Genomic DNA, 24,196 nt, shown 5'->3' with positions numbered 1-24,196 from the left:
GTTTTAACCGCTGGCCGTGATTTTGTCCACCACCGAAGGCGGCGTCACGCCGCCTTCTTGGCCTCGCTCCTGGCATAGGGATCGAAGCGTTCGTAGAAAGTCTCACCCTTCTCTGCCATGTCGAGCAGGAGCTTCGGCGCCTTGAACTCGGCGCCGTACTTCTTCTGAAGACCCTTGGCGATCTTGACGAATTTCTTTGCGCCGATGCCGTCGATGTAGGACAGCACGCCGCCGGTAAAGGGCGCGAAGCCGAAGGCGAGAATCGAGCCGACATCGGCCTCGCGCGGATCGGTGACGATGCCCTCCTCCATCACCCGGGCCGCCTCCAACGCGATGGTGACCAGGAGCCGCTGCTTCAGTTCCTCATAGTCGACCTTTTCAGGCGGCAACTGCCGATAGAGATCCTTCAGGCCCGGCCACAGCTTCTTCTTGGCAGGCTTTTGCGGATAGTCGTAGAAACCCTTGCCGTTCTTGCGGCCGAATCGGCCATGCGTGTCGACCAGCGTGTTGATCAGCGTCATCTGCTTCGGGTCGACAGCCTTGTCGCCGAGATCGCGCATGGTCTGCTTCATGATCTTCTGCGCGAGGTCGATGGCCGTTTCGTCCGTCAGCGCCAACGGGCCGACCGGCATGCCGGCGGCCTTCGCCGCATTCTCGATCATCGCCGCCGGAACGCCCTCGATGAGCATCTTGTAGGCTTCCGACATGTAGCGCAGCACGCAGCGGTTGACGTAGAAGCCGCGCGTGTCGTTGACGACGATCGGCGTCTTCTTGATCGCGCGAACGAAGTCGATTGCGGTGGCCAGTGCCTTGTCGCCGGTCTTCTTGCCCAAAATGATCTCGACCAGCATCATCTTGTCGACCGGCGAGAAGAAATGGACACCGATGAAATTCTTTGGCCGCGCCGAATTCTTCGCCAGCGACGTGATCGGGATGGTGGACGTGTTCGACGCAAAGACCGCCGCCGGCTTCAGCACGGCCTCCGCCTTTTCGGTGGCGTCCTTCTTGACGCCCGAATCCTCGAATACCGCCTCGACCACCAGGTCGCAGCCTGTGAGGTCGGCATAGTCCGCCGTCGGCGTGATCAGCGACAGCAGCCTGTCCTTGTCCTCCGGCTTGGCACGGCCCTTCCTGACCTGATCCGAGATCAGGCTGTCCGAATGCGCCTTGCCCTTGGCGGCAGCGTCCATGTCGCGGTCGAGCAGCACCACCGGAATGCCGGCCTTGGCCGTGACATAGGCGATGCCGGCGCCCATGAAGCCGGCGCCGAGCACGCCGATCTTCTTGAACCTGGTTTCCGGCACGCCGGCCGGACGACGCGCGCCCTTGTTCAGTTCCTGCAGCGACACGAACAGCGAGCGGATCATCGCCGCCGCTTCCCTGGTCTGCATGATCTCGGTGAAATAACGCTGCTCGATGCGCAAACCGGTGTCGAACGGCACCAGCAGGCCTTCATAGACGCATTTCAGGATGGCCGCGGCGGCCGGATAGTTGCCATAGGTCTCGCGACGCAGGATGGCGATTGCCGGTGGCCACAGATTGGCGCCGGCCACCGAATAGACCGGGCCGCCGGGCAGCTTGAAGCCCTTCTCGTCCCACGGCGCCACTGGCTTCAAGCCATTTTTGATCATGGCTTTGGCGGTTTCGACCAGCTTCGTCGGTTCGGCAATCTCATGGATCAGGCCCATCGACTTGGCCTTCTGCGGCGACAGCGTCTGACCGGAAGTCAGCATCTGCAGTGCCTGCTGCTGGTCGGTCAGCCGCGGCACACGCTGGGTGCCGCCGGCCCCCGGGAAGATGCCGATCTTCACTTCGGGGAGCGCCATCTTGACCTTGTCGGAATCGGCCGCGACACGGCCATGGCAAGCGAGCGACAGCTCGAACGCGCCGCCCATGCAGGTGCCGTTGATCGCCGATACCCACGGCTTGCCTGAGGTCTCCAGCTTCCGGAACAGGCCGGTCATGTAGCCGGCATTGTCGAACAATACCTTGGTCGCCTTGTCCAGGTCCTTGGCTTTATCGGCTGCGAACTTCGACAGCATCTTCTGCAGCATGGTGATGTCGGCACCGCCGGAGAACGTGTCCTTGCCGGAGGTGATCACCGCCCCCTTTATCGACGCGTCGCTCGCCACCTTGTCGACGATGGCGTTCAGCTCCAGCATCGCCTCTTCGGTGAAGACGTTCATCGAGCGGTCGGGCATGTCCCAGGTGACCAGCGCGATGCCATCGGCGTCGATGTCGAGGGTGAAGTTGGTGTAGCTCATCGGTCTCTCTCCCGTCAGACGCGTTCGATGATCGTTGCGGTGCCCATGCCGGCGCCGATGCAGAGCGTCACCAGCGCGGTGTTCAGGTCGCGGCGCTCCAGTTCGTCCAGCACCGTTCCGAAGATCATCGCACCGGTTGCGCCGAGCGGATGGCCCATTGCGATGGCGCCGCCATTGACGTTGATCCTGTCGTGCGAAATGTCGAAAGCCTGCATGTAGCGCAGCACCACCGAGGCGAACGCCTCGTTGAGCTCGAACAGATCAATGTCCGACAGCTTCATCCTGGCACGCTTCAGCAGCTTCTCGGTCACGTCGACCGGACCGGTCAGCATCAGCACCGGCTCCGAACCGATATTGGCGAATGCACGGATGCGAGCGCGCGGCTTCAGGTCGAGCGACTTTCCAGCCTTCTTCGAACCGAGCAGAACGGCCGCCGCGCCGTCGACGATGCCGGACGAATTGCCGGCGTGGTGGACGTAATTGACCTCCTCCACCTCGGGATGCTTTTGCACCGCGACGGCATCGAAGCCGCCCATTTCGCCGGGCATGACGAAAGACGGGTTGAGGGCCGCCAGCGACTGCATATCGGTCGAAGGCCGCATGTGCTCATCGTGGTCGAGGATGGTCAGGCCGTTCTGGTCCTTGATCGAGATCACCGAATTCTTGAAGCGGCCTTCGCCCCAGGCTTTGGCGGCGCGCTTCTGGCTCTCGACCGCATAGGCGTCGACGTCGTCGCGCGAAAAGCCGTACTTCGTGGCGATCAGATCGGCCGAGATGCCTTGCGGCACAAACCAGCCCGGCAGGCCGACCGAGGGGTCCATGAACCAGGCGCCGCCGGACGCGCCCATGCCGACGCGCGACATCGATTCGACGCCGCCGGCGATGACGATCTCGTCGGCGCCCTGCGCGATCTTGGCGGCGCCGAAATTGATGGCGTCCAGGCCAGAGGCGCAGAAACGCGAGATCTGCATGCCGGGCGCTTTGGTATCGTAACCGGCCTCGAAGGCGGCGGCGCGCGGAATGACAGAACCCGCCTCGCCGACCGGATCGACGCAGCCGAAGATGATGTCGTCGACGGCGCCGGTGTCCAGCCCATTGCGGTCGCGGATCGCCTCGAGCACCTTGGCGCCGAGCCGCACCGCCGGCACCTCGTGCAGCGAGCCATCCTTCTTGCCCCTGCCGCGCGGCGTGCGCACGGCATCATAGACATAAGCTTCGGCCATTTTCCTGCTCCTTGGTTTGCTGAAAGTCTCTCAGAGAGAGCGCCCGATCAGCAATTTCATGATCTCGTTGGTGCCGCCGTAGATGCGCTGGACGCGGGCGTCGCGGAACATGCGGGCGATCGGATACTCATTCATGTAGCCATAGCCGCCATGCAATTGAAGGCATTCGTCGACGACTTTTCCCTGCAGGTCGGACAGCCAGTATTTGGCCATCGAGGCCGTCACCGGGTCGAGGCCTCCATCGATATGGCGGGCGACGCAGTCATTGTAGAAGACCCGGCCGATGGTCGCCTCGGTCTTCAGTTCGGCCAGCTTGAACTGGGTGTTCTGGAAATCGATAATCGCCTTGCCGAAGGCCTTGCGCTCCTTGACGTAGTCGATGGTCAACGCCAGCGCCCGTTCGACCATGGCGATGGCGCCAGTGCCGATCTGCAGCCGCTCCTGCGGCAACTGCTGCATCAATTGGACGAAGCCCTGGCCTTCCTCGTGGCCGAGCAGATTGGAAGTCGGCACGCGCATATCGTTGAAGAACAGTTCCGACGTGTCGTTGGCCTTGAGCCCGATCTTGTCGAGGTTGCGGCCGCGCTCGAACCCTTCCACCTTGTCGGTCTCGACGACGATCAGCGAGGTGCCTTTGGCGCCCTTCTCCGGATCGGTCTTGGTGACAATTATGATGAAATTGGCGAGCTGGCCGTTGGTTATGAAGGTCTTCGAGCCGTTGACCTTGTATTGGTTGCCGTCCTTCTCGGCGCGCGTCTTGACGCCTTGCAGGTCGGAACCGGCGCCGGGCTCGGTCATGGCGATGGCGCCGATCAGCTCGCCGGTGGCCAGTTTCGGCAGCCACTTCTTCTTCTGCTCCTCCGAGCCGTAGTGGAGGATGTAAGGGGCGACGATCGAATTGTGCAGGCCGATGCCAAAACCGTCGACGCCGACATGGCCGATCGCCTCGATGATGGCGCTCTCATGCGCGAACGTTCCGCCCGAACCGCCATATTCCTCCGGCATCGAGGCACAGAGCAGACCGGCCGCGCCCGCCTTCAGCCAGCACTCGCGGTCGACCATCTCGTTCTTCTCGAACTCGTCATAGCGCGGCGCGATCTCTTCCGACAAGAAGCGGTGCGCCATGTCGTACAGCATGCCGACCTCGTCCGCCGCCCAAGCAGGTTTGGGAAGGCCAAGAATTTCGGCGGGGTTGGTCATGCTGTTTCTCCCTTGCGCCGACGTCCCCCTCCCTCGAGGGGGAGGGAAAATCGAGATTAGAACGCTTCCGCCGGCAGTGCCATCAATGTATCGGCGCCGCTGGAGATGCGGGCGAGGTGCGCCGACGTTTCCGGCATGATCCGCTCCATGAAGAAGCGCGCCGTCACCAGCTTGCTGCCGTAGAAGGCCGAAGAACCATTGGCGCCATTCGCCAATTTCGCCCCGGCTGCCTTGGCCATCTGTGCCCACATATAGCCCAGCGCCACCAGGCCGAAGAGATGCATGTAGTCGGTCGAGGCGGCACCGGCGTTATCGGGCTTGGCCATGCCGTTCTGCATCAGCCACATCGTCGCCGCCTGCAGATCGTTGAGGCCCTTCTTCAGCGCCTTGGTGAAGGGCACCATCTTCTCGTCAGTGCGGTTATCCTCGCAGAATTCGCCTACCTCCCTGAAGAAGGCCTGCACGGCACGGCCGCCATTCAAGGCCAGCTTGCGGCCGACGAGGTCGAGCGCCTGGATGCCGTTGGCGCCCTCGTAGATCATGGCGATGCGGGCATCGCGCACGAACTGGCTCATGCCGTGCTCTTCGATATAGCCGTGCCCGCCGAACACTTGCTGCGCCATCACCGCGTGGTCGAAACCCTTGTCGGTAAGCACGCCCTTGACCACCGGCGTCATCAGCCCGGTGTAGTCGTCGGCGGCCTGGCGGTCCTTGTCGTCATTGGCGCGGTGGGCGATATCGGACTTGATCGCCGTCCACAGCGCCAGTGCGCGACCGGCCTCGTTGAAGGCCTTCATGGTCATCAGGCTGCGGCGGATATCGGGGTGGACGATGATCGGGTCGGCCTTCTTGTCCGGCGCCTTCGGCCCAGACAGCGAGCGTCCCTGCAGGCGATCCTTGGCATAGGACACAGCGTTCTGGTAGGCGACCTCCGACACAGAAAGCCCCTGCAGGCCGACGCCGAGCCTCGCTTCATTCATCATCGTGAACATGGCTTTAAGCCCGCCATTCGTCTCGCCAAGCAGCGTGCCTTGTGCCTCGTCATAATTCATGACGCAGGTCGAATTGCCATGGATGCCCATCTTCTCCTCGATCGAGCCGCAGGAGACCGTGTTCTTCTCGCCAGGATTGCCTGATGCATCGAGCTTGAGTTTCGGCACGATGAACAGCGAAATGCCCTTCACGCCTTCCGGCGCGCCCTCGATGCGGGCCAGCACCAGGTGGACGATGTTGTCCGCCATGTCGTGCTCGCCGGCCGATATGAAAATCTTCTGGCCTGAGATCCTGTAGGTGCCGTCGCCGTTGGGAACCGCCCTGGCGCGCAGCAGGCCGAGATCGGTGCCGCAATGCGGCTCGGTCAGGTTCATGGTGCCGGTCCAGACGCCCTCGACCAGCTTCGGCAACCAGAGCGCCTTCTGCTCGTCGGTGCCATGGGTAATGATCGCGGCGATCGCGCCCTGCGTCAGGCCGGGGTACATCATCAGCGACATGTTGGCCGAAATCATATATTCGGAAACAGCGGTATGCACCGCGTAAGGCAGACCCTGGCCGCCAAATTCGACGGGTGCGGCCAGCCCCAACCAGCCGCCGTCGCGGTATTGGTCGAAGGCCTCCTTGAAGCCCTTCGGCGTCGTCACCGAACCGTCGCCATGGCGCTCGCAGCCTTCCATGTCGCCGACGCGGTTCAGCGGCTGCATGACATTTTCAGCGAGCTTGGCGCCCTCGGCGAGGATGGCCTCGACCACGTCCGGCGTCGCGTCGGAAAATCCGGGAAGATTGGAATAGCGCTGGTAGCCCAGCACTTCGTTCAGCACAAACAGCGTGTCCTGGACCGGCGCCCTGTAGATCGGCATGCAATTCCTCCACCATGCGGCCTTGGCCCCGAATCCCCCAATGTGAAGTCAGACGGGCATGCGGACCAATGTTCAGGTCGGAATAGCAAAAGTTGACGTTTGCGTAAACGTCAATTTTTTGATGCGACAAATTATCCCCGGCGCTCGCCGTAGCCAGTCCGATTGAAAATCCCGGCGCAGCCGCAAGACAACGGGAAGAGCCGCGCAGCCAAGGGCCACGCGGCTCTCTCCCAGAAGGCCGTTCACCGGAAGCCGGCGAAATTACCCGGCGACGCTGGCCTGCGGCGCCGAGCGTTCGCTCAGCATCTGACGCACCGCCGCCATCGAGTTGCTCAACTCGTTGATGGCATCGTCGATCAGAGCCCGCTGCTTATGCAGGCGGGCAAGCTGCTTCTCCGACTTGTCGAGCGTCAGTCGCAACTGCTTGGTGTTGGAACCGCTGGGATCGTAGAGGTCCATCATCTGCTTGACGTCGCGCAGCGAGAACCCGACCTTGCGGCCTAGCAGGATCAGCTTCAGCCGCGCCTTGTCGCGGCGCGTGTAGAGACGGGTCGAGCCGTCGCGCTGCGGATTGAGAAGGCCCTTGTCCTCGTAGAAACGCAGCGTACGCAGCGTTACTCCGTATTTCTTGGCCATCTCGCCGATGCGGACAAGATCCTCGCCGGCTTTATCGGACATGTCATTGGTATTGGCCGCGGCTTCGCCGGGCGAAACAAGTTTCATGGTCACTGGCTTTCCCCATCTGGTGGCGCTGCGGTCCTGGACCGTGCGTCGCCTGAGTCGAAGCGGGGGCGTGCTTCCACTCGTGGTTTCAACAAACAAAATCGCAAACGGCACAATCTGCACCCTTACGTTTACGTCAATTCTATACCGATAGCCGCCTCACGAAGCAAGGGCGTCGTGCGAGAGGAACTTTTTGCCGCATCCGCCAGCGCACGGCCCGGCGGCGCTTCAGGCGCTCGTCAACATCGTTGCAACTTCTTAAGCTTGGTTAACGCGTTGTTTACCACGTTGGGCGAATTGTGCGCATGTCGGTCACCCGTGTTTATCCTGTAGCGAATTTTTCACGGTTTCGGAGTCCACCGCAGCAAAGCCGCGGCCGCCTTCGTTTCCGGCAGGACTTTGGGAAACTGGTCATAAAGCCAGCAGCGATTGTGAACGGGCGCATCGATGAACAGCAAGCGGTCCTATCTCGATACACTCAACGCCGGCCGGCAGCGCAGGCCGTACACCACGCTTGAACAGCTCAACCGTTCCCTGGAAACGCTGGAGCAGCGGCTGGAGCGGACGCGCGAGGACTTGAGCGAAGGTCCCGATCCGCGCCGGCTGAGCGCGGAGCCGCGCTATGCCAGCGCCCGGCCCTATGAGGATCCGCGCCCCGAGCAGCCGCCGAAAAGCCCGGCGCCGGCTGCCTTCGACCAGAATTACCAGGCGATCGCCCGCGACATCGACCGCGTGCGCGGCCAGGAGGACGGCGTCGCCGTGGTCGGCAAGATCGCCGGCGAATTGCGCGGCCTGCGCGAGGAACTGCGCCACCAGATGACCGCCGGCCTGCAGCGCGAATTCGAAGCGCTGCGCAACGACATCGAGCGGGCTTTCCAGGCAAGCACCCAGCCGGGTGGCCAATCGGCGGGAGGCAAAGGCAGCGCCGAACTCGGCGTCGAGTTCGAGCGGCTTTCCGGCGCCATCCAGTCCCTGGCCGAAAAGAGCGACGACAGAAGCGTCAACATGCTCCGGCTCGATCTGGAGCAGGTCAAGGCCGCGCTCGACACATTGGCGCGCGAGGAGAGCGTGCAGGCGGTCGGCCGCCGCTGGGACGAGTTCGACCGCCGCTGGACCGCGTTCGAGGATCGTGTCGATGCCGATCAGCGACAGCGGTCGGACGCACCCGGTCTTTCGATGCTGACCGAACGGCTTGAACAGATTAGCAATGCCGTCAACAATCTGCCGGAATCGCTGTCGCTGCGTTCGCTCGAAGAGAAGGTCCGCACGCTTGCCAGCGCGGTCGATCATTTCGCCCGCCAGCAGGACAGTCTCGGCAGCAGCACATTCGCAATGATCGACGAGCGGCTGGACGAGATTTCCCGCGCCATCGTCGCCTCGACCGTCGCCGCGCAGGCCAATTCATTCGACCCCGAAGCATTCGAGCGTATCGAGAAGCGGATCGCCTCGCTTGCCGAACAGATCGAGGAAGTGACGCAAGTCCACCCCAGCGGCGAGGTCATCGACCGCCTCAACATGCTGTCGAGCCGGGTCGACGATCTTGCCAACCTGGCCAATTTGCCTGAGCAGGCGATGGAGCGTCTCGACAAGCAGATCGCGCTTATTGCCGACAAGATCGACCGGGCGCCTGCCATGCCGGACGCCGACTATATCTTCCAGGGGCTGGAACAGCGTTTCGACGTGCTGTCCGCCATGATGGAGCGCCGCCAGGGCGACGCGATCGAACAGGGCAACATGCTGTTTCGCGATCTCGAGCGCCGGCTGGACGAAGTTGCCGACAGGCTGGACCAGCGCATGCCGCAGATCGACGGGGCCGGCATCATGGACGCCCTCGACGCCCGCTTCAGCGCGCTAGCCAAGCGCTTGGAGACGCGCGTTCCCGATCACGCAGGTGAAGCCGCGATCCGTGGCCTGGAAAGCCGGCTCGAAGACATTTCAATCCGGCTGGATTCATCGGCGGCACAAGTCGCCGGTATCGACCCGGCCCTGATCCGCAGCCTGGAAGCGCAGGTCGCGGGCCTGTCGGCGCACCTTTCGAAACCCGGCGCGCCACTGCCGGAATTGGAGGATATCAGTCCTCGTCTCAACGAAATCGAGAAGTCGCTGGCTGGCACCCGCGATTCCATCCTCAGCGCGGCGCGCGAGGCAGCCGAGAGCGCCGTCCGTTCGTTGGCGGGCTCCAGTGCCAACACGGCGGCCGTCTCTGGCCTCGCCCAGGATCTGAAGACGCTCGAAGCACTGACGCGCCGTTCCGACGAGCGCAATTCGAGGACCTTCGAAGCCATCCACGACACGCTGCTCAAGATCGTCGACCGGCTGGGCTCGCTGGAAACCGGCGAGCCGACCGACGCTGTGAGCGAGCTTCTGAATACGCAACCGGCCGAGCCGGACAGCTGGCGCGGCGTGCGATCGTCAAAGATGGCCGTACGTGACGCGCCGTCCATGGACATCGACCAGCCACTGCCGCTGACGGAAGACATGGCCGACCTCGACAGCCATGTCTCTGCCATGATCAGCGATGAACCAGGTTCCCATAGCGAACCGGGCACGCGTAGCGACCCGGGCACGCGCACGCCGGCCGAAGCCGCCGCGGCCGCGGCCATGGCGGCGCTGGGCTCGGACACGTCGGAAAAAAGCCAGCCGACCGGCGGCCGGAAGTCGATGCTCGGCGGACTGGCGCGCGCCTTCAAGGCCAAGAAGGAGACGATTGTTCCACCGCTTGCCGGCTCCGCGCCTGATGTCGAGATACCGATTGCCGATCTCGACGAGCCGCTGGACCCGAAGGTTGCCAACCGGCCGCTGGAGCCCGGCTCCGGCCCACCTGACCTCAACGCCATCATGAAGCGCGTGCGCGACGAACGCGGCCCGCCCGGCAGGGCCGGCAATGCCGACGCATCGAAATCCGACTTCATCGCCGCAGCCAGGCGCGCGGCGCAAGCGGCCGCTGCCGAGGCCGACGCTCTCAAGCGGCAATCGACGATGAGGGGGCCGGTAAAGGCGCTCAGGATCGGCGACTTGCTCAAGGCGCGACGCAAGCCGATTCTGATGGCAGCCGCCGCGGTCATGCTGGCGCTCGCCGGCCTGCAATTAGGCAAGGCCTTTGTCTCCGACCCGGTCGATATTGCCAGCAACGCCACGGCGCCGATGGCGGCCGCGCAGCCAGCGGAAAGCGCATCGATCGGTACCGTCAACGAGTCGAAGACGGACACAGAAACTGCAGGGGATAGCGCACCAGACCACGCTGTCCGGCAGGCAGAGCCATCCGAATCGGTAGCCGAGGACGACATGCCGGCGCAGGCCGGCATCGCCACGCCGTCGGATAACGAGAGATCGGCGGATGCCGAAACGTCGGTCGACTCAGGGTCCGCGGCCGAGCCTGTTCCTGCACCAATGGCTTCAACGACATCGCCCGATCCGGCGGCAGCGAACGTGACAGCGTCGGCACCTGCGGGCCCGACGGCTGCGGACGCCGAACCAATGGCCACCGCGCCGGACGCCACGCCCGCGACCCAGGACATGACCGGCACGGTCACGTCAGCGGTTGCTTCGACGGCGGCGGCCACTGCCAAGATCGACATTCCAGCCGATGCCGGCCCGGCTGCCTTGCGTGACGCAGCGGCCGGCGGCGACGCCAAGGCACTGTTCGAGATCGGCTCGCGCTACGCCGAATCGCGCGGCGTCAAGCAAGACATGGCAGCGGCCGCCAAATGGTACGAGAAATCAGCCGAGCTCGGCTTCGCACCGGCGGAATACCGCATCGGCAACTTCTACGAGAAGGGCACCGGCGTCGCGCGCGACGTCAAGAAGGCGAAGACCTGGTACCAGCTCGCCGCCGCGCAGGGCAACGCCAGCGCCATGCACAACCTCGCCGTGCTGTTCGCCATGGCGGCGGACGGCGTGACCGACAATGAATCGGCCGCGCACTGGTTCCAGGCCGCCGCCGATCTCGGCGTCAAGGACAGCCAGTTCAATCTCGGCATCCTGGCGGCGAAGGGCGTCGGCATGAAGCAGAATCTCGAAGAGTCCTACAAATGGTTCGCGCTCGTCGCCAAGACCGGCGACAAGGATGCGGCGGCAAAGCGCGACGAGATCGCCAAGGCGCTCAGGCCCGAGCAGCTCGAACGCGCACGCGCCGCCACGGAGCTGTGGAAGGCAAAGCCGCTCGATCCTGCGGCCAATTCGGCCGATATTCCCGAATCGTGGCAGGATGGCACGCCGCAGACGACCGCCAGCGTCGACATGAAGAAGGTCATTCAGAACATCCAGCGCATTCTCAACAAGAACGGCTACGAGGCCGGCAATGACGACGGCGTGATGGGCCAGAAAACCAAGGATGCCATCATGGCTTTCCAGACCGACAACGATCTGAAGCCTACCGGCACGGTCGACGAAAAGCTGGTCAAGGCGCTGCTTGCGCGCAAATAACGTCAGATGCGTCGTTTCCGCGACGCCTTTGCCACACATTTGCCTGTTAACTGATTGAGTTGTTTTTTGTTTCGGCGACGTGGCGAGGTTTGACTTCGCCGCCCGGCCGGCGCAAGAACGGACAGGCTTTTGGCGCGAATGCCCGCCACGGTTGCATTCGCCGACGGGCAAACTGATCGAGACTGACGGGTGGGCATCTATCTCCCGATCGCGGAAATTTCCGTCAACATCTTCGTGCTGCTGGCCATGGGCGCGGCGGTGGGTTTCCTCTCGGGCATGTTCGGAGTGGGCGGCGGCTTCCTGATCACGCCGCTGCTGATCTTCTACAACATACCGCCGGCGATCGCAGTCGCCACCGGCGCCAACCAGGTCATCGCCTCCTCCTTCTCCGGCGCATTGTCGCACGTGAAGCGCGGCACGCTCGACTTCAAGCTCGGCGGTGTGCTTTTGGCCGGCGGCATCGTCGGCTCGACCGGCGGCATCTTCGTCTTTGGCTTCTTGCGCCGGCTCGGCCAGCTCGACCTGTTCATCTCGCTGCTCTATGTCGTGCTGCTCGGCACCGTCGGCGGGCTGATGCTGGTCGAGAGCGTCAATGCGCTGCGCGCCACGCGCAGCGGCGCGGCACCGGTGCTGAAGAAATCAGGCCAGCACAACTGGATCCACCGCTTGCCGCTGAAAATGCGGTTCAGGGCCTCGAAGCTTTTCGTCAGCGTCATCCCGGTGCTCGGCCTCGGCGCCGGCATCGGTTTCCTGTCGTCGATCATGGGCGTCGGCGGCGGCTTCATCATGGTGCCGGCGCTGATCTATCTCTTGAAAGTGCCGACCAACGTGGTCGTCGGCACCTCGCTGTTCCAGATCATCTTCACCTCGGCCTACACCACGCTGGTCCATGCCACCACCAACCAGACGGTCGACGTCATGCTCGCCTTCCTGTTGATGGCGGGCGGCGTCGCCGGCGCGCAATACGGCGCCAAGGCCGGCCAAAGGCTGCGCGGCGAGCAGCTCAGGGCGCTGCTGGCACTGCTGGTGCTGGCGGTTGCCTTCCGGCTCGCCATCGATCTGTTCGTGACGCCGCCCAGCCTCTATTTGCTGTCCGGCGTGGATCCGACCTGATGGCGGGTTTTAGGACGTTCCTGGCCGTTGCCTCGCTGTCGCTGTTCGCCGCCTCGTCACCGGCAAGAGCGCAGACGCCGGTTGCCGAAAACATCCAGATCGGCCTGTCCACCGACCATGTCTCAATCACCGCCGGCTTTTCCGGCGCCGACCTCACCATCTTCGGCTCATTGGAAAATGCCGACCCGCGTGTCGCGCGCCAGGGGCGCTACGACATCGTGGTCGTGCTTGAGGGTCCGGCGCGGAAGGTCGTCGTGCGCCGCAAGGACCGGGTGCTCGGCATCTGGATCAATCTGGAGTCCGAGACCTTCAAGAATGTGCCGGTGTCCTATTCGGTGGCGACGACGCGGCCGCTGCAGGACGTCACCGACCCCAACAGCTACAAGCAACTGTCGCTCGGCGCGGCCAACATCTACATGCAGCCGGCCGACGCTGGCGACAGTCCGGCGACCATCCAGGAATTCACCGCGGCGCTGCGCGAGCGCAAGACGGCGACCGGCCTCTACAGCGTGAATGTCGGCGGCGTGCAGTTCCTGTCGCAGAACCTGTTCCGCGCCACCGTCAGGCTCGCCCCCAATGTTCCGGTCGGCACCCACAAGGCCCGTGCGTTCCTGTTCAAGAGCGGCCTGTTCATCAAGGAAAGCTCCGCCCAGCTCGAAATCCGCAAGTCCGGTTTCGAACAGTCGATCTTCCGCGTCGCCCACGATTATTCTTTCCTGTATGGCGTCTTCGCGGTGTCGTTGGCCATGCTGACAGGCTGGCTCGGAAGGCTCGTCTTCCGGAAGGATTAAACTCTCTTCAAAAGGCGGTTCCCCTTTTTACGCTCGTGGGTTAGACCGCGACCCCGGCCCGGCCGAACACCAGCTGTCGCTCCCCAAATCAAAAATACAGGACTTTGCGATGCGACCAGCATTCGGCGGTATCGACTTCGGCACTTCGAATTCCACCGTCGGCGTGATCAGGGACGGGCAGCCGCAATTGGTGGCGCTGGAAGACGGCGAGGTGACGCTGCCCAGCGCGGTGTTCTTCAATTTCGAGGACAACCGCACCTACTTTGGACGCCGCGCCATCGCCGACTATACCGACAGCATCGAGGGTCGCCTGATGCGCTCGCTGAAGAGCGTACTCGGCGGTACGCTAGTCCATGAAAAGACGCGCATCAAAACCCGATCGATCGCCTTCACCGAGATCATCGGCCTGTTCGTCGGCCACCTCAGGAAAAGGCTGGAAGAGGATGCGGACGATACGGTTGAAAGCGTGGTGCTCGGTCGTCCCGTGCAGTTCGTCGACGACGATGCCGAGGCCGATGCCAAGGCCGAAGGTGAACTCGAAAACGCGGCCCGTACCCAGGGCTTCAAGCATATCGCCTTCCAGTTCGAGCCGATCGCGGCGGCGCTCGACTACGAGCAGAAGGTGACGCGCGAAGAGCTGGCGCTGATCGTCGACATGGGCGGCGGCACGTCCGACTTCTCGATCGTGCGGGTCTCGCCGCAGCGCGCCCGCTCCCTCGATCGCAAGGACGACATTCTGGCCAGCCGAGGCATCCATATCGGCGGCACCGACTTCGACCGGCTGTTGAGCATCGCCCATGTGATGCCGCAACTCGGCTACCTCTCGCCGACCAAGGACGGCAAGCGCAACTTGCCGGCCAGCTACTTCATCGACCTGGCGACATGGCAGCGCATCAATCTGGTCTACACCGCCCGGGCGATGACGCATCTGCGCCAGATCCGCTACGAGGCGGAACGCGCCGACCTGGTCGACCGTTTCATCGACATCGTCGAGCATCGTTACGGGCACGCGCTGGCCGCTTTGGTCGAGAGGGTCAAGATCGAGCTGACGGAGCAATCGTCCGCCGAGGTGATGGTCGCGCTGACGGGAGCGAAGTTTGCGACCGAAATTTCGCGCGCCGGGCTCGAGGCCACGATTGCCAGGGATATCGAACGGGTGGCTGCGACGGTTGGCGAGACGATCCGCGACGCGCAGGTGAAACCAACCGCCATCACCGCGGTGTTCCTGACCGGCGGATCGACCGCCATCCCGCTGGCAAGGCAGCAGATACTGGCCCTGGTGCCGCAGGCGTCGGTCATCGAAGGCGATATGTTCGGCTCGGTCGGGCTTGGGCTGGCGCTCGATGCGCAGCGGAAATTCGGCTGACCCGGCTTACCCCCGGACGGTCTCGCCGGCCCTCGCGCCCAGATGCGCCTTGAGCGCCATCTGGGCCAGACTTGCCTGCCGGTCACGATGCGTGATCATGGCGAAATCGCGCTTCGGCAGATCGATCGACACGGACCGCAAGCTGCCTTCGGCAACCGCGCGTTCGACAACGAGCTCCGAAATGATGGTGGCGCCGGCGCCGGCCTCGACCGCCTGACGGACCGCCTCGTTGCTCGGCAGCACCAGGAATATCCGCAGCTCTGCGAACGATATCCCTTCGCGGCGGGCAAGATCTTCCAGCACCTCGCGCGTGCCCGATCCGCCTTCCCTGATGATCCAGCGGAGTTCCCTGATATCGGGATGCCCGCGCGAGACTTCGGCGATCTCGGGATGCGAATGCGCCACGACCAGCATCAGGCGATCCACATCGACCTTGGCGCGCCGCAATATGTCCGATTCAGTGCGCCCCTCGACCAGGCCAAAATCAGCCGTACCGTCGAGTACGGTGGTCTCAACCTGCCTGGTGTTGCCGATGGTCACGCTCAGCCTGACGGCGGGATAGGCCTCGTGGAAGGAGGCCAGCCGGCGCGGCAGCCAGTAGCTGGCGATGGTCTGGCTGGCGGCGATGGAAAGGCTGCCGGTGATCGTCTGCGAGACGTGCTCGAGCACGTCGTGGGCGGCAGCCGCCCGTTCGAGCACGGCCTTCGCCTCGGGCAGAAACCTGCGCCCGGTCTGCGCCAACTCGATGTTGCGACCGACCCGGTTGAACAGCTGGACGCCATGCTGCTGTTCGAGCGAGCGGATGGCGGCCGAGGCAGCCGACTGGGAAATGCCCAGCAGCTCGGCCGCCTTGGTCATGTGCCCCCGTTCGGCGACAGCAACGAATATCCGCAGTTGGTCCAGGGTCATGCGGAGAATTAAGAAAGAATTTCGATTGGAATTACAAGAGCAACTTGTTAGACGGATCGATTTCTTTGTTCTAATTTTCCCGGCGTAGTTGGAAAAAAATCGCGGCCAACCTGGAACGGGTAGAAAAGTGATCGGGCGGTTCAAATCCTTGTTTGCCCATTGGACCCGCGGCCTGCGGCGTCGGCTTGCCGGCGACCGTTATCATCCGGAAGAACACTATATGCGCGGCCCCGGGCCGAAGACGAGAGCCAAATTCGCAGACCGCAAAAGCGCCGAATCATGAACCACGGACCGCTGCGCGGCGCCAATTCCGCACCGTCCCAACGGTCGCTTGCCGACACCCGCGCGCCCGACGAGGGTGATGGCGTCGATACCTCGCCTGATGTCTCCGACAGCATCGCCAAGACCACCTGCTACATGTGCGCCTGCCGCTGCGGTATCGACGTCCACATCAAGGACGGCAAGGTCCGCTACATCAACGGCAACAAGGACCATCCTGTCAATCGCGGCGTGCTGTGCGGCAAAGGCAGCGCCGGCATCATGCAGCATTACAGTCCGGCCAGGTTGAAGAAACCATTGCTGCGCAGCGGTCCGCGCGGCTCGGGAGAGTTTCGCGAGATCGAGTGGGAGGAGGCCTTCTCGATCGCGACGGAACGGCTTTCGAAAATCCGCCGCACCGACCCAAAGAAACTCGCCTTCTTCACCGGGCGCGACCAGTCGCAATCGTTGACCGGCTGGTGGGCGAGCCAGTTCGGCACGCCGAATTTCGCCGCCCATGGCGGCTTCTGCTCGGTCAACATGGCGGCCGGCGGGCTCTATACGATCGGCGGCTCGTTCTGGGAGTTCGGCGAACCCGACTGGGACAACACCAGGTACTTCATGCTGTTCGGCGTCGCCGAGGACCATGATTCCAACCCGATCAAGATCGGTCTCGGCAAGCTCAAGGCGCGCGGCGCCAAGGTGGTCTCGATCAATCCATGCCGCACCGGCTACAACGCCATTGCCGATGACTGGATCGGCATCCGGCCCGGCACCGACGGCCTGTTCGTGTTTGCTCTCATCCATGAACTGCTGAAGGCCGGCCGCGTCGATCTCGATTATTTGCTGCGCTACACCAACGCCCATGTCCTCGTCATCCAGGAGCCGGGTGCAGCAGATGACGGGCTGTTCGCACGCGACAGCGGCGGCAATCCGCTGGCCTGGGACAGGCTGGCCAAAGTCTCCGTCAGCGCCACCGATACCGACGCAAAGCCGGCGCTGACCGGCAACTTCCAGGTCGATGGCCGCCGCTGCGTACCGGTCTTCCAGCTTATCGCAGACCGCTACCTGCACGAGAGTTATTCTCCCGATGCGGTCGCCGAACGCTGCGGCGTTACCGCCGACACCATCCGCCGCATCGCCGCCGAACTGGCGCATGTCGCCTTCGAGCAGGCGATCGAACTGCCGGTGGCGTGGACCGACTGGGCCGGCCGCCGGCACGAGACGATCAAGGGCCGGCCGGTGTCGATGCACGCGATGCGCGGCATCTCGGCGCATTCGAACGGTTTTCACACCTGCCGCGCCATCCACCTGCTGCAAGTACTCCTGGGTACGGTGGACGTGCCCGGCGGGTTTCGCTTCAAGCCGCCTTATCCGCGGTCGGCGCCGCCGGGGCCGAGGCCGGCGGGCAAGGACGTCAGGCCGATGACGCCGCTCGAAGGCATGCCGCTCGGTTTCGTCTGCGGCCCGGACGATCTGCTGGTCGACGACACCGACACGCCGATCCGTATCGACAAGGCCTATTCCTGGGATGCGCCGCTGGCAGCACACGGGCTCATGCACACGGTCATCCGTAACGCCTGGGCCGGCGACCCCTACAGGATCGATACGCTGTTCATGTACATGTCCAACATGGCCTGGAACTCGTCGATGAATACCGTCGAGACGATGGCGATGCTGACCGATATGGAAGCGTCAGGCGAGTACAGGATCCCGTTCATCATCTATTCCGACGCCTATTATTCCGAGACCGTGCCGTTCGCCGATCTCGTGCTTCCCGACACGACCTATCTCGAGCGTCATGACTGCATCAGCCTGCTCGACCGGCCGATCAGCCACGCCGATGGACCGGGTGACGCCATCCGCCATCCGGTTGTCGAGCCGGACCGCGACGTGCGGCCGTTCCAGACGGTGCTGATCGAGCTCGGCGCGCGGCTCGGCCTGCCCGGCTTCGTCGCCGACGACGGCTCGGCCAAATACCGCGACTATGCCGATTACATCGTCAATCATGAGCGCAGGCCAGGCGTCGGCCCGCTCGCCGGCTGGCGCGGCAAGGACGGAATTTTGATCGGCAAGGGCGATGCCAATCCCGACCAGCTTCAGCGCTACATCGACAATGGCGGCTTCTGGCACCACGATTTTGCCGACGACCAGCGCTACTACAAGATGGCCAACCGATCCTACCTCGAGTTTGCCGAGACCATGGGTTTCATCCCGAAGGCCGAGCCGATCGTGTTCCAGCTCTATTCCGAGCCGATGCAGCGGTTTCGCCTCGCCGCGCGCGGCCATGGCAGGGTGCTGCCGCCGGAGGCGGAGCGCAGCCGCATCGAAACCTATATGGACCCGTTGCCGTTCTGGTACACGCCCTTCGAGGAGACGGTTGTCGACGTTGAGAAATACCCTCTGCATGCGCTGACGCAGCGGCCGATGCACATGTATCATTCCTGGGGCTCGCAGAACGCCTGGCTCAGACAGATCACCAGCCAGAACCGGCTGTTCGTGCACAGCCAAACCGCCGCCGGCCTCGGGCTTACCGATGACGACTGGGTTTGGATCGAGAGCATCAACGGCAGGGTAAAGGGACAGATCAAGCTGGTCGACGGGGTCAACGCCGACACGGTTTGGACCTGGAACGCGATCGGCAAGCGGCGCGGCAGCTGGGGCCTGAAGGACGACGCGGCCGAATCCAACCGGGGCTTCCTGCTCAACCACATCATCGGCGACCAGACTTCTGCCGATGCGAACGGCAAGCGCTACTCGAATTCCGATCCGATCACCGGCCAGGCGGCATGGTTCGACCTGCGCGTCCGCATCGTCAAATGCGCGGCTGAAGAAGCCGGCTTCACCGAGCCGCAGTTCGAGCGCTTCCGGCAGCCACCGCATTTCAAACCCTCGCCCGACAAGCTCAGTTTTGGCGCCGAGTTTCGCCGGGCAAGAGAAGCTTCCAGACCATGACCTGCCTTCCCGCCCATACCGACAAGAAGCTCGGCCTGGTCATCGACCTCGACACCTGCGTCGGTTGCCAGGCCTGCGTTACCGCCTGCAAGGAATGGAACACCGGCGGCCACATGGCGCCGCTGACCGACATCGATCCCTATGGCGGCGATGCCGATGGGGTCTGGTTCAACCGCGTGCACAGCTATGAGCACATGACGGAGATGGGTGGGCGCACGGTCAATTTCCCACGCTCCTGCCTGCATTGCGAGACACCGGCCTGCGTCACCGTGTGCCCGACCGGCGCCTCCTACAAACGGGCCTCGGACGGCATCGTGCTGGTCGACGAAGACAAGTGCATCGGCTGCAAATTATGCAGCTGGGCCTGCCCCTATGGCGCGCGCGAATTCGACACCGATGTCGGCGTGATGAAGAAGTGCACGCTGTGCGTCGACCGCATCTACAACGACAATCTGGCGGAAGAAGACCGCGTGCCGGCCTGCGTCGCCGCCTGTCCGACCAGCGCGCGGCACTTTGGCGATCTCGGCGACCCGGCATCGGCGATCTCGCAACTGGTGGCCGAACGCGGCGGCGTCGACCTGATGCCCGAACTCGGCTATCATCCGACCAACAAATATTTGCCGCCGCGCGCCCACACGCCGCGGGCTGCATCGGTGCCGGCGCCGAGGCTCGAACCGGTGCGGGCTGAAGGCGGTTTCCTCGGCTGGGTCGACCGCATGCTTTCGCATTGATCAGCATCCATGCATCCAGCCTTCTCCGTCGTCTTCTTCACCACTGCCACGGGCGCCGGTTACGGCCTGCTCGCGCTGCTCGGCGTGCTGGCCGGACAAGGATTTGTCCCGCCTGACTTCTGGCTCGGCCTCGTCGGCATGGGGCTGGCTCTCGGCCTGATCTCGGCCGGCCTGCTGTCGTCGGCCGGCCATCTCGGCCGACCAGAACGCGCCTGGAGAGCATTCTCGCAATGGCGCAGCTCATGGCTGTCGCGCGAAGGCGTTGCCTCGGTCGCGACCTTCGTGCCGGCGGGATTGTTGGCCTTCGGCTGGCTGCTCCTCGGCCGCACAAACGGCTGGGTGGCCGTCGCCGGGCTGCTGGCTGCGGTCGGCGCGGTCGCCACCGTCTGCACCACCGGCATGATCTATGCCTCGCTGAAGCCGATCGCCCAGTGGCACAGCCGCTTCACTTTGCCCGGCTACCTGATCTTTTCGGCGATGAGCGGCAGCGTGCTTCTCAACGCGCTGCTGCAGGGCTTCGCCCTCGGCTCGACTATCGTTCTGACAGGTTGCGTGCTGCTGACCTTGCTCGGCTGGGGCTGGAAGCTGGCAAATTGGCGCTACAATGACAGGCTGGAAATCCCGACCAACGCCAACACCGCGACCGGGCTTGCCGGAGGTACGGTGCGGTCGCTGGAATGGCCGCACACCGAAGAAAACTACCTGCTCAAGGAGATGGGCTTTCGCATCGCCCGCAAGCACAAGGCGCGGCTGCGCCAGATCACGCAAGTGCTGGCCTTCGCTCTGCCCGTCTTGCTGCTGATTGCCGCGTTCGCCTTGCCATGGCCCTATGCGGCGGTGCTGTCGGCACTCGCCACATCAGCCCAATTCGCCGGCATGCTGGTCGAACGCTGGCTGTTCTTCGCCGAAGCGAAACACACCGTCACCCTCTACTACGGCAGGTAGAGCAGCTCAGCCCGGCCGCAGCATCGCGTGGGAAATCGCAAAAATGCGCTCGGTGCCGAGCATATAGGCCATCAGCGTCTCGCGGCGGAACAGCCCGGCATAGGCGCGGTCGAGCACATTGAGCGAGCCGGTATAGGCGCCGAAGGCCGGCATAATCATGCGGCCGCCGTCGCCGGCAAAGCAGCGCCGTCGCACCGAGCGGCCCTGCTGCACGATGCGGGCGCAAGGGTGCAGATGACCTGATACCTCGCCTTCCACTCTCACCGCCGAAGGCTCGTGCCGGAATACGAGAGAGCCTATGGCCAGCTCGCGCACCGTCTCGCCGGGCAGGTCGGCCGGCGCATCCGGGTCATGATTGCCGGCAACCCAGAACCAGTCGCGACCGGCCATCAGCGCTTCCAGCCGTTCGCGAAAGCTCGCATGCATGCGCGCGGCGCCGCCGCCGTCATGAAAGCTGTCGCCGAGGCTGATGACGATCGCCGGCTGATAATCGGCAATCACCGCCTGCAACCGCAGTAACGTCGCACCGGTATCATAAGGCGGGATCAATGTACCGCGCCGTGCCAGCGACGAGCCCTTTTCCAGATGCAGGTCGGACACGGTCAGAAGCCGAAGCTCGGGAAAATAAAGCACGCCGCGCCGATCGCAGATCGCACGCTCGCCGGCGATGCCGATCGGATCGGCATCCGCCAGGAGCGCCGTCATGGCGAGTGCGAATGTCATTTCGTCCCCATGGCCTCCTCGACCAGCGTTGCCGCATCCATCAGCAGCGTATCATCGGCCTCGCCATGCACCGGCATCTTGCCGATCTCGAGCATGATCGGCACGGCGAGCGGCGAAATCTGCTCGAGGTCTTTATGCACGATTCGTCCCTTGATACGCGAGAGCATCTCGGCAAGTCTGCTGACATCCAGCAGACCCGTGGCCGCGTCGGCACGCGTCGCCTGCAGCAGGATGTGGTCGGGCTCATGGCTGCGCAGGACGTCGTAGATGAGGTCGGTCGAGACGGTGACCTGGCGGCCGCTCTTCTCCTGGCCCGGATGACGCTTTTCGATCAGTCCGGAAATGAGCGCGCAATTGCGAAAGGTGCGCTTCAAGAGCCAGCTGCCGGCCAGCCAGGCTTCGAGATCGTCGCCCAGCATGTCCTGGTCGAAAAGCGCGGCCAGCGACGGTTTCTTCGCCCGGAACATCCTGCCCATATCGGCCAGCGACCAGATGGCAAGCGCATAGTCGGTCGCGACGAAGCCGAGCGGCCTGGCTCCCGCCCGGTCGAGGCGGCGGGTGAGCAGCATGCCAAGCGTCTGGTGCGCCAGCCTGCCCTCGAACGGGTAGGCCACCAGATAGTAGCGGTTGCCGCGCGGAAAGGTCTCGATCAGCAGGTCGTCGCGCTTCGGCAGCACCGATTTGTCGGCCTGGAAGCGCAGCCAGTCGGCGACCTGTTCCGGCAGCTTCTTCCAGCGCTGCGGGTCGTCCAGCATGATGCGGACCTGTTCGGCGAGGTAAGTCGAAAGCGGGAATTTGCCGCCGCCATAATAGGGCACCTTGGCGTCACTGCCGGGCGCATTCGACACGAAGCACTCATTGTCGCGGATGCCCTCGAAGCGCAGCACCTTGCCGGCGAACATGAAGGTATCGCCATGCGTCAGCGTTTCGAGGAACGCCTCCTCGATCTTGCCGAGAACCCGACCTCCGCGCGAGGCAGAGCCTTTGCTGCCGGCCTTGACATAACGCACGTTGAGCGCCGGCACCTCGATGATGGTGCCGACATTCAGCCGGTACTGCTGGACGATGCGAGGATTGGAGACGCGCCACAGCCCGTCCTTGTTCAGGCGGATGCGGGCGTAGCGCTCGTAGTTCTTCAGCGCATATCCGCCGGTGGCGACGAAGTCGACGACACGATCGAACGTCGGCCGGTCGAGTTCGGCATAGGGCGCGGCGGTTCGCACCTCCTCGAACAGCGCATCGGCATGAAAAGGCGCGCCGCAGGCGCAACCCAGGACATGCTGCGCCAGCACATCGAGCCCGCCATTGACCAGCGGCGGCGTGTCCTGGGCGCCGAGGTAATTGGCGTCGAGCGCCGCCCGGCATTCCAGCACCTCGAAGCGGTTGGCCGGAATCAGGATCGCCTTCGACGGCTCATCCATGCGGTGGTTGGCGCGGCCGATGCGCTGCGCCAGCCGGCTCGCACCCTTCGGTGCGCCGACATGCACGACCAGGTCGACATCGCCCCAGTCGATGCCGAGGTCGAGCGTCGACGTGGCGACGATGGCACGCAAGGCATTCTCGCCCATAGCTTTTTCGACGCGCCGGCGCTGGGCGACATCGAGCGAGCCGTGATGCAGCGCGATCGGCAAAGTGTCCTCGTTGACCCGCCACAATTCCTGGAACAGCAGTTCGGCCTGGCTGCGCGTGTTGACGAACAGCAGGGTCGTCTTGTGTCGCTTGATCTCGCTATAGATCTCCGGTGTCGCATAGCGGGCCGAATGTCCGGCCCACGGCACGTGCTGTTCCGAGTCGAGGATGGAGATGTCGGGCTTGGCGCCGCCGGTGACGACGATCAATTCGGCCATGCCGCCGGGTTGATTCTGGCTGACCAGCCAGCGCCGCAATTCGTCCTGCTCGGCGACCGTCGCCGACAGGCCGATCGTCTGCAAGCCGGGAACAAAGGATCGCAGCCGAGCCAGCCCGAGCGACAGGAGATGCCCGCGCTTCGATGTCACCAAGGAATGCAGTTCGTCGAGCACGACATAGCGCAGATCCTCGAAGAAGCGCCTGGCGTCGGGCGCAGCAATCAGCAGCGCCAGTTGCTCGGGCGTGGTCAGGAGGATTTCGGGCGGGGCCCGCTTTTGGCGCTGGCGCTTGTGCGCGGGCGTGTCGCCGGTGCGCGTCTCGATGGTGACGGACAGACCGATCTCTTCCACCGGCTTGCCGAGATTGCGCTCGATGTCGACGGCCAGCGCTTTCAGCGGCGAGATGTAGAGCGTGTGGATGCCGCGACGCGCCTGCCCCGGCTTTCTCCCCGGCCTCCGGGCCAGCTCGGTCAGTGAAGGCATAAACCCGGCCAGCGTCTTGCCGGCGCCGGTCGGCGCGATCAGCAGAACCGATTGCCCGGCCTGGGCAGTCGCCAACAATTCGATCTGATGGGCGCGCGGCGACCAGCCTCTTTGCGCGAACCATTTGAGGAATGGCTCGGGCAAGCGCACGGCGGCATTCTGTTCGGCGAGGCGCGGCTGCTCTGTCACCCGCCAGAGGTAGCGCGGCGCCGCGCAATCGCCAAGCAGAATCGGAACAAAAGGTGATCGTGCGCGGCTTCGGTCGCAAGTGAGGTGGGCGCTCTACTGCGCCCCCCTCTGGCCTGCCGGCCATCTCCCCCACAAGGGGGGAGATTGGCTGTCTTGTCTGCTTCCGCTAATCACCAACGTTGCAGGATTGGCGGCCAG

15 protein-coding genes are annotated in these 24,196 nt (G+C 63.9%); 7 read left to right on the top strand and 8 right to left on the bottom strand.

The genetic code is table 11. The annotated features are described in order from the left end of the window. Positions 1-44: 44 nt before the first annotated feature. The 5 genes from AC0L15_RS12185 to AC0L15_RS12165 form a co-directional block, all read right to left on the bottom strand. The gene (locus AC0L15_RS12185; RefSeq protein WP_287280979.1) at positions 45-2,264 is read right to left on the bottom strand and encodes a 3-hydroxyacyl-CoA dehydrogenase NAD-binding domain-containing protein; all 2,220 of its coding nucleotides are present in this window, start codon (positions 2,262-2,264) and stop codon (positions 45-47) included. Between the two features lie 14 nt (positions 2,265-2,278). After that, the gene (locus tag AC0L15_RS12180; protein WP_473496387.1) at positions 2,279-3,487 is read right to left on the bottom strand and encodes an acetyl-CoA C-acetyltransferase; all 1,209 of its coding nucleotides are present in this window, start codon (positions 3,485-3,487) and stop codon (positions 2,279-2,281) included. 30 nt (positions 3,488-3,517) lie between these two features. Beyond that, complete coding sequence (locus AC0L15_RS12175; RefSeq protein WP_287280982.1) at positions 3,518-4,687, bottom strand: acyl-CoA dehydrogenase family protein; 1,170 nt, start codon at positions 4,685-4,687, stop codon at positions 3,518-3,520. Between the two features lie 56 nt (positions 4,688-4,743). Beyond that, positions 4,744-6,540 (bottom strand): acyl-CoA dehydrogenase, encoded by a 1,797-nt coding sequence (locus AC0L15_RS12170; RefSeq protein ID WP_473496386.1) that lies wholly within the window; start codon positions 6,538-6,540, stop codon positions 4,744-4,746. 261 nt (positions 6,541-6,801) lie between these two features. Beyond that, positions 6,802-7,263: a MerR family transcriptional regulator gene (locus AC0L15_RS12165; RefSeq protein ID WP_287248591.1), complete on the bottom strand. Its 462-nt coding sequence runs from the start codon at positions 7,261-7,263 to the stop codon at positions 6,802-6,804. 447 nt (positions 7,264-7,710) lie between these two features. Here AC0L15_RS12165 and AC0L15_RS12160 point away from each other — a divergent pair, with 447 nt between their 5' ends. From AC0L15_RS12160 to AC0L15_RS12145, 4 genes are all read left to right on the top strand, one after another. Further along, the gene (locus tag AC0L15_RS12160; RefSeq protein WP_473496385.1) at positions 7,711-11,688 is read left to right on the top strand and encodes a peptidoglycan-binding protein; all 3,978 of its coding nucleotides are present in this window, start codon (positions 7,711-7,713) and stop codon (positions 11,686-11,688) included. A gap of 189 nt (positions 11,689-11,877) precedes the next feature. Then, positions 11,878-12,801 carry a sulfite exporter TauE/SafE family protein gene (locus tag AC0L15_RS12155; protein WP_027155159.1) on the top strand — a complete coding sequence of 308 codons (924 nt, stop codon included), beginning with the start codon at positions 11,878-11,880 and terminating at the stop codon, positions 12,799-12,801. Beyond that, entirely contained in the window at positions 12,801-13,592 is a 792-nt protein-coding gene (locus AC0L15_RS12150) for a TIGR02186 family protein (RefSeq protein ID WP_287064866.1), read from the top strand. The genes AC0L15_RS12155 and AC0L15_RS12150 overlap by 1 nt, the downstream gene beginning before the upstream one ends. Positions 13,593-13,701: 109 nt before the next feature. Continuing rightward, positions 13,702-14,958, top strand: coding sequence for an Hsp70 family protein (locus AC0L15_RS12145; protein ID WP_473496384.1), 1,257 nt, complete (start codon positions 13,702-13,704; stop codon positions 14,956-14,958). A 6-nt stretch (positions 14,959-14,964) separates the two neighbouring features. Here the strand turns inward: AC0L15_RS12145 and AC0L15_RS12140 are convergent, their stop codons facing one another. After that, complete coding sequence (locus AC0L15_RS12140) at positions 14,965-15,867, bottom strand: LysR substrate-binding domain-containing protein (protein WP_128169885.1); 903 nt, start codon at positions 15,865-15,867, stop codon at positions 14,965-14,967. A 279-nt stretch (positions 15,868-16,146) separates the two neighbouring features. On the opposite strand from AC0L15_RS12140, the gene AC0L15_RS12135 reads away from it, so the two are divergent. The 3 genes from AC0L15_RS12135 to AC0L15_RS12125 are packed head-to-tail and all read left to right on the top strand — an operon-like array spanning position 16,147 to position 20,756. Beyond that, a complete protein-coding gene (locus AC0L15_RS12135; protein WP_287064860.1) occupies positions 16,147-19,080 on the top strand; it encodes a molybdopterin oxidoreductase family protein in 2,934 nt (977 codons plus the stop codon). Then, positions 19,077-19,811, top strand: coding sequence for a 4Fe-4S dicluster domain-containing protein (locus AC0L15_RS12130; protein WP_027155154.1), 735 nt, complete (start codon positions 19,077-19,079; stop codon positions 19,809-19,811). The genes AC0L15_RS12135 and AC0L15_RS12130 overlap by 4 nt, the downstream gene beginning before the upstream one ends. 9 nt (positions 19,812-19,820) lie before the next feature. After that, positions 19,821-20,756 (top strand): dimethyl sulfoxide reductase anchor subunit family protein, encoded by a 936-nt coding sequence (locus tag AC0L15_RS12125; RefSeq protein WP_473496383.1) that lies wholly within the window; start codon positions 19,821-19,823, stop codon positions 20,754-20,756. 6 nt (positions 20,757-20,762) lie between these two features. Here AC0L15_RS12125 and pdeM read toward each other — a convergent pair whose 3' ends face one another. Together pdeM and AC0L15_RS12115 are read right to left on the bottom strand one after the other, a co-directional pair. Next, the gene (pdeM, locus tag AC0L15_RS12120; protein WP_027155152.1) at positions 20,763-21,479 is read right to left on the bottom strand and encodes a ligase-associated DNA damage response endonuclease PdeM; all 717 of its coding nucleotides are present in this window, start codon (positions 21,477-21,479) and stop codon (positions 20,763-20,765) included. After that, positions 21,476-23,998, bottom strand: a complete 2,523-nt coding sequence (locus AC0L15_RS12115) for a ligase-associated DNA damage response DEXH box helicase (RefSeq protein WP_473496382.1) — start codon at positions 23,996-23,998, stop codon at positions 21,476-21,478. The genes pdeM and AC0L15_RS12115 overlap by 4 nt, the downstream gene beginning before the upstream one ends. Positions 23,999-24,196 lie beyond the last annotated feature (198 nt).

The sequence above is a fragment of the Mesorhizobium sp. WSM4846 genome, from assembly GCF_055811415.1.
Note: the sequence above shows the minus strand (reverse complement) of the source record. Positions and strands in the feature narration are given on the sequence as shown.